Source organism: Modestobacter sp. SYSU DS0904, assembly GCF_054051115.1.
Map to the genome: position 1 here is coordinate 109,787 of NZ_JBJHAQ010000012.1, position 10,546 is coordinate 120,332.

General features: G+C 77.0%; 10 protein-coding genes and 1 pseudogene. 3 read left to right on the forward strand and 8 right to left on the reverse strand.

Features of this window, described 5'->3' with window-relative positions; translation table 11 throughout:
• Nucleotides 1-152 precede the first annotated feature (152 nt).
• On the forward strand, nucleotides 153-1,010 hold the full coding sequence (locus tag ACI79U_RS10530) for a TetR/AcrR family transcriptional regulator (RefSeq protein ID WP_457067437.1): 858 nt from the start codon (nucleotides 153-155) through the stop codon (nucleotides 1,008-1,010).
• 65 nt (nucleotides 1,011-1,075) lie between these two features.
• Here ACI79U_RS10530 and recN read toward each other — a convergent pair whose 3' ends face one another.
• Genes recN through ACI79U_RS10550 form a run of 4 tightly spaced genes read right to left on the reverse strand, consistent with a single transcriptional unit; the run spans nucleotide 1,076 to nucleotide 4,875 of the window.
• Nucleotides 1,076-2,869 carry a DNA repair protein RecN gene (recN, locus tag ACI79U_RS10535; protein ID WP_457067439.1) on the reverse strand — a complete coding sequence of 598 codons (1,794 nt, stop codon included), beginning with the start codon at nucleotides 2,867-2,869 and terminating at the stop codon, nucleotides 1,076-1,078.
• Nucleotides 2,844-3,845 (reverse strand): NAD kinase, encoded by a 1,002-nt coding sequence (locus tag ACI79U_RS10540; protein ID WP_457067441.1) that lies wholly within the window; start codon nucleotides 3,843-3,845, stop codon nucleotides 2,844-2,846. Before ACI79U_RS10540 ends, recN begins: the two co-directional genes overlap by 26 nt.
• Nucleotides 3,846-3,886: 41 nt before the next feature.
• Complete coding sequence (locus ACI79U_RS10545; RefSeq protein ID WP_457067443.1) at nucleotides 3,887-4,684, reverse strand: TlyA family RNA methyltransferase; 798 nt, start codon at nucleotides 4,682-4,684, stop codon at nucleotides 3,887-3,889.
• On the reverse strand, nucleotides 4,684-4,875 hold the full coding sequence (locus ACI79U_RS10550) for a hypothetical protein (RefSeq protein ID WP_457067446.1): 192 nt from the start codon (nucleotides 4,873-4,875) through the stop codon (nucleotides 4,684-4,686). Before ACI79U_RS10550 ends, ACI79U_RS10545 begins: the two co-directional genes overlap by 1 nt.
• Before the next feature lie 437 nt (nucleotides 4,876-5,312).
• Here ACI79U_RS10550 and ACI79U_RS10555 point away from each other — a divergent pair, with 437 nt between their 5' ends.
• Nucleotides 5,313-5,630 carry an alkyl sulfatase C-terminal domain-containing protein gene (locus ACI79U_RS10555; RefSeq protein WP_457067448.1) on the forward strand — a complete coding sequence of 106 codons (318 nt, stop codon included), beginning with the start codon at nucleotides 5,313-5,315 and terminating at the stop codon, nucleotides 5,628-5,630.
• A 48-nt stretch (nucleotides 5,631-5,678) separates the two neighbouring features.
• Here the strand turns inward: ACI79U_RS10555 and ACI79U_RS10560 are convergent, their stop codons facing one another.
• Complete coding sequence (locus tag ACI79U_RS10560; protein ID WP_457067450.1) at nucleotides 5,679-6,788, reverse strand: HAD-IIA family hydrolase; 1,110 nt, start codon at nucleotides 6,786-6,788, stop codon at nucleotides 5,679-5,681.
• Nucleotides 6,789-6,840: 52 nt separating this feature from the next.
• The gene (locus tag ACI79U_RS10565; protein WP_457067452.1) at nucleotides 6,841-7,239 is read right to left on the reverse strand and encodes a tetratricopeptide repeat protein; all 399 of its coding nucleotides are present in this window, start codon (nucleotides 7,237-7,239) and stop codon (nucleotides 6,841-6,843) included.
• Between the two features lie 87 nt (nucleotides 7,240-7,326).
• Here ACI79U_RS10565 and ACI79U_RS10570 point away from each other — a divergent pair, with 87 nt between their 5' ends.
• Nucleotides 7,327-8,637 carry a DUF1015 family protein gene (locus ACI79U_RS10570; RefSeq protein ID WP_457067454.1) on the forward strand — a complete coding sequence of 437 codons (1,311 nt, stop codon included), beginning with the start codon at nucleotides 7,327-7,329 and terminating at the stop codon, nucleotides 8,635-8,637.
• A 6-nt stretch (nucleotides 8,638-8,643) separates the two neighbouring features.
• Here the strand turns inward: ACI79U_RS10570 and ACI79U_RS10575 are convergent, their stop codons facing one another.
• Both ACI79U_RS10575 and ACI79U_RS10580 read right to left on the reverse strand, forming a co-directional pair.
• Nucleotides 8,644-9,003, reverse strand: coding sequence for a single-stranded DNA-binding protein (locus ACI79U_RS10575; protein ID WP_457067456.1), 360 nt, complete (start codon nucleotides 9,001-9,003; stop codon nucleotides 8,644-8,646).
• Between the two features lie 86 nt (nucleotides 9,004-9,089).
• Nucleotides 9,090-10,546 (reverse strand): annotated as a pseudogene (locus tag ACI79U_RS10580) (hypothetical protein); the annotation flags it as partial.

A 10,546-nucleotide genomic window follows, 5' to 3' on the forward strand; every position in this document is an offset into this window, starting at 1 on the left:
TCCCACGGGGCACCGACACCCGATGACCGACGCGCGACGGTCACCAACCGATCACGGGTGGTGAACGCCACGGGGGTGGGTGCGACACGCCGACGTCCGCACCGGGTGTCGCTGCCCGGGGACGGGACCGGCCCGTCACTAGCGTGGCTGCTGTGACTGGAGGGGCCTCCGCGAGCCGGGGTACAGCGACCGTCCTGCACGATGCCGCCCCCGAGCCGGTCGACGCGGCCGGACCCGGCGCGGCTGCCGATCCCGCGGACGACGTCGAGCGCACCGCGCAGGTGGTGGCCTTCGCCCCGCCGGCGGCGACCGCCACGGCGCCGCCGGCCGAGGACGCCGAGGAGCCGCGTCGGCGACCGGTTCGCCGGCGCGGGCGCGGCGGGCCGAACAAGCGGGAGCTGCGCCGCCAGCAGACCCGCGAGGAGATCGTCGACGCCGCCGCCGGGCTGTTCGCCGAACGCGGGTTCGACGCCGTGAGCGTCCAGGAGATCGCCCAGCGCGCGGGGGTGGTGGAGAAGACCGTCTTCAACCACTTCCCGGTCAAGGAGGGGCTGGTCTTCGAGGCCGACCCGCCGATGCGCGAGGCGCTGCTCGACGCCGTCCGGCACCGGCGCGTCGGCCAGTCGGCGCCGGTGGCCGCCGGCAGCTTCGTGGTCGCCGCGATCAGCCAGCTCGGTTCCGCCGCGGCCGCCGAGGGCGTCGCCGAGATGGCCCGGGTGATCCGCGGCTCGCGGACCCTGCAGGTGCGGGAGCGGGAGATCCTCGGCGTGCTGACCGACGCCCTCGCCGGGGAGTTCGCCGCCGAGACCGGTGCCGAGCCGGGCCAGCTCGAGCCCTGGCTCGCCGCGCACACGGTGCTGGGGCTGTACGCGGCGCTGCTGGAGCTGGCCCGCGACCGGGTGCTGGCCGGCGCCGCCGGCCCGGAGCTGGTCGCCGAGCTGCGCGCCCGCGGCCGCTCGGGCCTGGCCCTGGTGCAGACCGGCCTGGCCGGGTACGCCGCGCGCCCGTAAGCCTTCCCCCAGCCACTCCCCCGCCACCCACGGGCTCGCGGCGGGACCCGGCCGGGTGGCCGGGCCTACTGGCCGCGGTCGGCGGCGACCGCCAGCAGCTCCCGGGCGTGCGCCTGCCCGGTCTCGCTGTCGGCCAGCCCGGACAGCATCCGGGCGAGCTCCCGCACCCGCTCCTCGCCGGTGACGGTGTGGATGTCGGTGGCGGTCACCCCGGCACCGGAGTCCGGCGCCTTGTCGACCACGACGTGGGTGTCGGCGAACGCGGCGACCTGGGCCAGGTGCGTGACGACGACCACCTGGTGCTCCCGCGCCAGCCGGGCCAGCCGGGCGCCGATCTCCCCGGCCGCCTGCCCGCCCACGCCGGCGTCCACCTCGTCGAACACCATCACCGGCACGGGGTCGGCACCGGCGAAGACCACCTCGATGGCCAGCATCACCCGGGACAGCTCGCCGCCGGAGGCGCCCTTGTGCACCGGCCGGGCGGGCGCACCGGGGTGCGCGGACAGCAGCAGCGCCACCTCGTCGGCGCCGTCGGCACCGGGGTGGTCGAGGTCGGTCTCGATGCGGAAGGACACCTGCGCGCTCTTCATCGCCAGCCCGGCCAACTCGGTGCCCACCGCGGCGGCGAACCCATCGGCCGCCGCCCGGCGCCCCTCGGTGACCCGGGCCGACAGCGCGGCCAGTTCGGCGCGGGCGGCGTCCCGCTCGGACTCCAGCGCCTCGAGCGCCTCGTCGGAGACGTCGAGCTGGGCCAGCCGCTCCTGCGCGTCGGCCGCCCAGGCCAGCACGCCGCCCAGCCCGGCGCCCGGGTCGGCGTACCGACGCACCAGCGCGGTGATCGCCGCGCGCCGGTCCAGCACCTCGGCGAGCCGGGCCGGGTCGGCCTCCAGGTCCGCGACGTAGCCGGCCAGCTGGACGGCGACGTCGGAGACCACCGCCACCGCGTCGGCGAGGTCGCGGGCCAGCAGCACCAGCGACGGGTCGTCGGAGGCGGCCAGCGCCCGCTCCGCGGTGGCCAGGGCGGCCGAGGCGTCGGCCGGGAAGCCGCCGTCGCCGCCCAGCTCGCCGGTGACGTCACCGACCAGGGCGATCCGGGCCTCGTCGGCGACCACGCGCAGCGCGTCGGCGTCCCCGAGCCGCTTGGACTGGGCGTCGAGCGCCTCGTCCTCACCCGGCTCGGGGGCGACGGCGGCGATCTCGTCCAGCCCGTGCCGGAGCACGTCGGCGGTCTGCGCCAGCTCGCGGGCCTGGCTGCGCCGGCGGTCCAGGTCCTCGGCGAGCTCCCGCCACCGCGCGTACGCCACCCGGTGCTCCTCGACCAGCGCCAGGTGCGCCGGGCCGGCGTAGCGGTCCAGGGCGCGACGCTGCTCGGCCGGGCGGGTGAGCCGCAGCTGATCGGTCTGCCCGTGCACGGCCAGCAGGTCCTCGGACAGCTCGGCGACCAGGCCGACCGGCACGGTGCGCCCGCCCAGGTGCGCCCGCGACCGGCCCTCGGCGCTGATCGTGCGGGCGAGGATCAGGCTGCCGTCCTCGTCGGGGTTGGCGCCGGCGTCGGCGGCCCGCTCCCACACCGGCGAGCCCGGCGGCAGGGTGATCCGGCCCTCGACGCTCGCCCGGCCGTTGGCGCGCACCCGGCCGGGGTCCGCGCGACCGCCGAACAGCAGGGTCAGGCCGGTGACGACCATGGTCTTGCCGGCGCCGGTCTCGCCGGTGACCACGGTCAGCCCGGGCCCCAGCTCCAGGGTGACGTCGTCGATCGCGCCGAGACCGCGGATGTGCAGCTCGGTGAGGGCGCCGTTGCGAGCCGGGGCCATCGGAGTCGCCGGGGTCGGGTCAGGCCGCGCCGTCCGGGTCGCCACCGCTCACCTCCTCGGGTCGGCGGGTGGCGCCGTCGGCGGTGTTGATCTCCCGGCTGAGCACGTTGCGGTGCCAGTGCGGCGCCTCGAGCCCGGGCCCGTGCGAGCGGGCCTCCCGGAAGCCGCGCACCGGCAGCCCGAACTTGGCCACCAGGCGGTCACCGAAGGACGTGGGGTTGACCCGGGCGATGCGCACCGGCCGGTCCGAGCGGCGCACGTCGACCCGGCCGCCGTCGGGCACCTCGACGAGGCGCCGTCCGTCGGCGGAGATCCGCGCCCGGGCGCCGTCCGGCGGCACGGCGACGGTCAGCACCGAGGTCGGCGAGGTGACCAGCGGCCGGGAGAACAGGGCGTGCGCGTTCGCCGGTACGAGCAGCAGCGCCTCCACGTCGGGCCACACCACCGGCCCGCCGGCGGAGAACGCGTAGGCGGTGGAGCCGGTCGGGGTGGCGCACAGCACGCCGTCGCAGCCGAAGCTGGTCAGCGGGTGGCCGTCGACCTCGAGGACGACGTCGAGCACCCGGGCGCGCTCGACCTTCTCCACCGAGACCTCGTTCAGCGCCCAGGTGCCGCCGGCGGCCCGCCCCTGGTCGTCGAACACCGTCGCCTCCAGGGTCAGCCGCTCCTCGACCTCGTACTGGCAGCGCTCGACTGCGGTGAGCATCTCCTCCACCGCCTCCGGTTCGGTCTCGGCGAGGAAGCCCACCCGGCCCAGGTTCACCCCGGTGATCGCCGCATCGGTGGAGCGGGCGAGCTCGGCGGCGCGCAGGAAGGTGCCGTCACCGCCGAAGACGAGCACGATCTCGGTGCCCTCGGCGGCCTGCGGGCCGAACGTGCAGACCTCGGCCCCGGGGATGGCCAGGTCCTCGGCCTCGTCGTCGAGCACCCGGACGACGAAGCCGGCCCGGCCCAGCCGGCTGGCCGCGGACCGGGCGAGCGCGACGATGTCGGCGCGTCCGGTGTGGACGGCGAGCAGCACCCGCCGGATCCCGTCCCCCGGTCGCGGTGGCGCGCACTCGGTCACTGTGGTCCTTCCTGAACTGCTCGGTCGACGTCGGCCTGCTGCGGTGGGGGTGCGTCGCGGCGCAGCCGGAGGAAGAACTCCACGTTCCCCGCCGGGCCGGGCAGCGGGCTGGCCACCACCCCCGCGGTGCCCCAGCCCAGGTCGGCGGCGGCCCGGGCCACCGTGAGCACGGAGTCGGCGCGGTGTGCGGGGTCCCGGACGACGCCACCGCTGCCCAGCCGATCCCGCCCCACCTCGAACTGGGGCTTGACCATCGGCAGCAGGTCGGCGTCCGGCGTGGCGCAGCGGGTCAGGGCGGGGAGCACGAGCCGCAGCGAGATGAACGACAGGTCGGCGACGACCAGCTGCACCGGCCCACCGATCGCCTCCGGGGTCAGCTCCCGGACGTTGGTGCGTTCGTGCACCGCCACCCGGTCGTCGGTGCGCAGCGACCAGGCCAGCTCGCCGTACCCGACGTCGACCGCGACGACCTCCCGGGCGCCGCGGCTGAGCAGCACCTCGGTGAAGCCGCCGGTGGAGGCCCCGGCGTCCAGCGCGCGCCGGTCGGCCACGTCGACGTCGAAGGCCGCCAGCGCGCCGATCAGCTTGTGCGCGCCCCGCGAGACCCAGCTCGGCTGGTCGGGATCGGTGCGGACGACCACCGGGGTGCCGGCCTCGACGCCGGTGGCCGGCTTGGTGGCGGCGGCGCCGGCGACGGTGACCCGCCCCTCGGAGATCAGCTCGACGGCGTGCTCCCGGGAGCGGGCCAGGCCGCGGCGGACGAGCTCGGCGTCGAGCCGGCTGCGACGTGCCATCAGAGCTGGTCGATGGTCGACAGTTCGCGCTGCAACCGCTCGTGCTCGGCCTCGTAGACCCCCACGTGCTCGGCGACCGGCCGCCCGGCCAGCCCGGCGAACGGCGAACCGGGCGCCGGGGCGGCGGGGACCTGCTGGGCCGACACGTCCGCACCGGCGGGGTGGCCGGTGCCGGGGCCCGCCGGGGCCACCGGCCCGACGGTGGAGGTGGGCGGGGGGCCGGGCACCGGACGCGGGGGGCCGGGCACCGGACGCGGTCGGTCGGGATGGCTCACGGTGGTCCTCCTCCGCGGGGATCGGTGATCGGGCTGACCCGTCGGTGGACCGGCGGGCTGTCCGGCTGGGCGTGCAGGGCGGCGGGCCGGGTTGCGGTGGCCGGGACCGGGCCCGCCCCCGGAGGGTGGCGGCGGCGGGACCACGTCGGAGGCTACCGGCCGGTCCGGACTCTCCGCGGGCCGACCGAGCACCGGCGGCCTCCCGGCGCCGGCCATCGGCTGCCCGGTACCGCCCGGGCGGCAGGGGTGTCGGGGTGCGCCGGTAGCGTGCCGCTCCGGACTGCCCCGGCCGGGACCTGCCCGGCCACCGGCTGGAGGAGGCACCCCCTTCCGTGGCGACGCTGGAACAGTGCATGACCGCTCTCACCGGCTTCGTCGGCCGGTTGGCCGCGAAGGACGCGGCCCGCGACCTCGATCGCACCGTCTCCTGCCGGCTGACCGATCTCGGGCAGGTGGTGCAGGGCCGGCTCGCCCAGGGCGCCGTGCACGACATGACGGCGGTGCCCGAGGGTCCGGCGGTGCCCAAGGCCGACATCCGGCTGACCATGACCAGTGACGACCTGCTGGCGCTGACCGCCGGCGACCTGTCGTTCACCCCGGCCTGGGCCAGTGGCCGGGTGAAGCTGGAGGCGGGCTTGCGCGACATGCTCCGGCTCCGTTCGATGCTCTGAGGTCGCGCCGGCGACCCGGCGCCGGTCTCCCCCGCTCCGGCGGCCCGGTCAGCCGTCGCCGAGCCCCCACCGCGTCAGCGCCGCGGCGGCCGGGGCGTCGGCTGCGTTGATCTGCGGCCGCCGCCCACCGTCGGCATCGGGTTCTCCCGGTGCCGCCCAGGCGGCCACGGCGAGGGCGCGCAGACCGTCGAGCCCGTCGCCACCGGCCTCACCACCGTCCGCCCCGGCCTCCCCGGCGCCGGGTGAGCGCAGCACCAGGTGATCGCCGGCGGCCTCGGCCAGCCAGCCGCCGCACCGCCACCCACCCTCGACCGGCTCCACCGCCGGGTGGGGGGTCAGCAGCCCGGCCACGTCGGCGGCGAGCAGGTCCGGTCGGTGCTCGGGGACCGCGGCCAGCAGATCGGCCGGGCCGGCGACCCCGGACAGGACCAGCAGGCTGACCGCACCGGCGCGCCGGGCGCCCTCGATGTCGGTGTCCAGGCGGTCGCCCACCACCAGCGGGCGAGCCGCGCCGGTGCGGCGGACGCACTCGGCGTGCATCGCCGGGTCGGGCTTGCCGGTGACCAGCGGGGCCTGCCCGGTGACCGTGCTGACCACCCCGACCAGGGCGCCGTTGCCCGGCAGGACCCCGCGCGGCGACGGGATGGTGGCGTCGGTGTTGGTGGCCACGTGCCGGGCACCGTTGCGGACGGCCACCACGGCCTCGGCGAGCTCGGCCCAACCCACCGTGGGCCCGTAGCCCTGCACGACGGCAGCGGGCTCGTCCTCGGCCCGCTCGACGACCCGGAGCCCGGCGGCGGTCAGGGCGGCCGCCACGCCGGGCCCGCCGACGGCCAGGACGGGCGCATCCGCACCGACCAGCTCCCGGACGACCGTGGCGGCGGCCTGCGAGCTGGTGATGACGTCCTCCGCCGCGGCGGGGACGCCGAGCTCGGTGAGGTGGTCGGCGACCTGCTCCGGGGTGCGCGCGGCGTTGTTGGTCACGAAGCCCAACCGCATGCCCCGGTCGCGCGCGGCGGCGAGGGCCGCTGGCACACCGGGCACCGCCTTCGGGCCGACGTAGACGACCCCGTCGAGGTCGAGCAGCGCGACGTCGTACTCGCCGGCCGGTGCACGGTCACTGCCCGCGGCGAGCGGTGGGCGCTCCGGAGTGCTCACGCGGCGGCGCCGCAACGGTGCGCGGGCAGGCGGTGGGCGGGTGTCGGGTGGGTCATGGCAGCTCCTGGGCGATGTCCCGGCGGGCGCGCACGCCGCGCAGGGCCTGGTCGTAGTGGGTGAGGTCGGGCCGCATGGCGACCGCGAGGGCCAGGTGCTCGGCGGCCAGTTCCAGCTCCCCGGCGCGACTGGCGGCGAGCCCGAGCCCGAACTGGGCGTAGTCGTCGGTCGGGTTGGCGTCGATGATGCGGGTGAAGCTGTCGATGGCTTCCCGGTAGCGCCCCGCGTCGTACTGGGCGCGGGCCAGCGCCTCGAGTGCGCTGCGGGAGCCCGGCTCGGCACGGACCGCCCGCTCCAGCAGCGTGGCCGCGGCATCGGGGTGTCCGGCGTTCAGCAGTTGCAGACCGCGCTGGTACCACTCGTAGACGCCGCCGTCCGGCTGCCCTGCCTCCACCACCGCTCCTCTCCCGTCGCCCCGGCCCGACCTCGCCGACGCCCGGCCGGCGCCGGCCGACCAGGAACGCGCTCCTACCATCGTGCGGTGCCCAACCCGCCGGCGGACGTCCCGCCCTCCGCCGCGACGGGCCTCGACGTCCGGCCCTTCCGCGCCCTGGTCTATCGGGAGCACGACCCCGCGCAGCTGGGCCGGGTGAGCTCGCCGGCGTACGACCTGGTCACCGTCGGGGGCCGCGACCGCCTGGCCGAGGCCGACCCGCACAACATCGTCCGCTTGATCCTGCCGCACGTCGACCCCGTCCCCGGCGGCCGCAGCGCACGTGACCGTGCGTCGGCGCGCGCGGCCGCGGCCAACCTGCGGCAGTGGCTGGCCGAGCAGGTGCTCGTCCGGGAGGACGTGCCGGCGCTGTGGCGGTACGAGATGGACACCCCCGGGACCGCCGCGACGGTCGGGTGGCTCGGTGCGGTGCGCGTGCCGCCGGCAGGGTCGACCGCCGTGCTGCCGCACGAGGACACCTTCGCACCGGCCGTGGAGGGGCGCCGGGCGCTGCTCGACGAGACCCGGACCGACCTGGAGCCGATCGTGCTGGCCCACGACCCCGAGCCCGAGGTCGCCGAGCTGACCCGACGCGCCGGGGAGGGGACGCCCACCCTCGACGTGACGGACCCGGACGGGGTGACGCATCGGCTGTGGCGGGTGACCGACCGGACGGTGCTCGAGCGGTTGGTCGCCGCACTGGGGCGGACCCAGGCGGTCATCGCGGACGGTCACCACCGGTTCGCCGCTGCCCGGGCGCACCAGACCACCGGTGGTTCCGCGCGGTGCGCCGTGCTGGCGCTGCTCACCCCGATGGGGCCCGGGGGGCTGCGGGTGCAGGCGATCCATCGGGTCGTGCCCGACATGTCGCTGGCGGCCGCCGTCGAACTGGCCGCCACCGGGCTGACCGCGCGGGACGTCACCCCGGCCGACGGGGAGCTCGCCGAGGTCTGCCGCCGTTGGGCGCAAGGGGCCGACGCCACGACCGGCGCGGTCTTCCTGGTGACCGACGGCGCCCGGGTGGTGGAGCTGTCGGCCCCGACGGCGGCCCTGCGGGCGACCGTGCCGGCGGACGCACCGCCGGCGTGGCGGGAGCTCGACGTCGTGCTGGCCCACCACGGGCTGCTCAGCCACCTGTGGCACCGTGCTGACGACCCCGCGTCGGTGCTCGTCGCCCATGACGTCGACCAGGCGCTCCGGTTGGCCGGCGAACGAGCCGGCGTGGCCCTGCTGCTCCGTTCCCCGGCCCCGGCGGACGTCGCCGCGGTCGCCCGCAGCGGCGCCCGGATGCCCCGGAAGTCGACCCTCTTCGTGCCCAAGCCGCGTACCGGACTGGTGCTGCGACCGCACGAGGACTGACTGCCGTCACGCCGGCTCGCGTGCCGCGCGGCGGCCGGTGCGCTGCAGCTTGCGCCCCCGCCGGCAGCTGACCTCGTAGGCCACGGCGGTGCCGGTGGGCGTGCGCCAGAAGCGGCGTTGCAGCGACCCCTCGACCTCCACCACGTCGTCGGTGCGCCAGGCCGAGGCGTAGCGCAGCAGGGTGGGGACGGTGCTCACGCAGGTGAGGATGTCGGACTTCGGTGCGCGGGGACGCGGGTTCTCGCGTCTGACCACCAGCTTGAACAGCAGCAGCGTCTCGCCGCTGGGCAGCGGGCGCAGCTCCGGCGGGGCGGGCAGCCGCCCACGCAGCACGACGTCGTTCCGGTCGATCACGGCCAGGCTCATGGTGGCAAGCGTCGCCGGGACGCAGACCGACGGGCCAGGGCTGTCCGCGAGTTGTGGACAGCCCTGGCCGGTGTGGACGACGCGGATCAGTCCGTCAGACGGTCCTGCTCGTCCGGGGTACCGGGGGGCTCCTGGAAGAGGCGGGTGTGGTCGCGCTCCACCGGCGGCGGGGTCTCCCCCAGCAGCTCGGCCACCTCCGCCTCGATGTCGGCCTCGGTCACCGGGCCGGACACCGCGGCGAGCATCTCCTCGTCGAACGGCTCGTCCTCCGGCGTGGAGGTGAGGTCGGCGGGCTCCCCGTCGACGCGCTCCCCGTCGGCGGGCTCCCCCTCGTCCGCACCCAGCTCCTCGGCCGCGTCCGCGGGCACCGGGTCGGCTGCGGCCTCGTCCTCGGGGTCCTCGGCGAAGTGGGCGCTGACACCGGTCAGGTCGTCGGGGTCGGCCGCCGCGATCGCCGCGTACCACTGCTGTGCGACGTCCTCATCGCCCCGATCGGCGAGCAGGTCGGCGTAGGCGGTGGCCAGCCGGAGGCGGCCGAGGTCGGCGGCACCGAGATCTGCGGGGGTGGGCCGACCGCCGAGTGCGCCCTCAAGGACGAGGACGGCGGCGCGCTCCTCCCCCATGTCCTGACGGGCACCAGCTTCGACCAGCTGCAGTTCGACGAGCTCGTCACCCTCCGGCGACGTCTCCAGCGCCTCCTGAACCAGTCGCAGTGCGGTCTCCGGACGTCCCAGCGCCCGTTCGCAGTCGGCGAGCACGGCGCGGTAGCCCTGATCACCGGTCATCCGGGCGTAGGCACGGAGCTCACGGGCTGCCTCGGCGAAGTCGGCGGCGTGGTACGCGGCGACCCCGACCGCCTCACGGACGACGGCCAGCCGGGAAGCACGGTCCCGGGCTGCCCGGGCATGCTGCAGGGCGAGCTCAGGGTCCTCCTCGAGCAACCCTCCCGCGGCCACGAGGTGCTGCCCGACGACGTCGGAGTTGCGCGAGTCCAGACCGCGGAGCGCAGCTCGGACAGCGGGGTCCAGCTCCCGGACGTCTGCCCACTCCGGGAGCTCCGGCCCGGCAGGGCGACGGCCGGCGTCATCCGAGGGGACCTCGGCGCGCGCGGGGCGACGGTCCTGCCAGGACGGACGGTCGGCGGCGCCGGAACGATCCGGCCGGCGCTCCTGCCAGTCCGGACCACCGGTGGGACGCCCGGCCGCTCGGTCCGGACGACGGTCCTGCCACGAGGGGCGGTCGCCGCCGCTGCGCTGGGGACGGTCCCCGGCGGGCTTGCGGTCCTGCCACGAGGGGCGGTCGCCGCCGCCGCTGCGCTGCGGACGATCCCCACCACCACGCTGCGGACGGTCGCCGGCGGGCTTGCGGTCCTGCCAGGACGGACGATCCCCGCCGCCGCCGCGCTGGGGACGGTCACCGGCGGGCTTGCGGTCCTGCCAGGACGGACGATCCCCGCCGCCGCCGCGCTGGGGACGGTCACCGGCGGGCTTGCGGTCCTGCCAGGACGGACGATCCCCGCCGCCGCCGCGCTGGGGACGGTCAC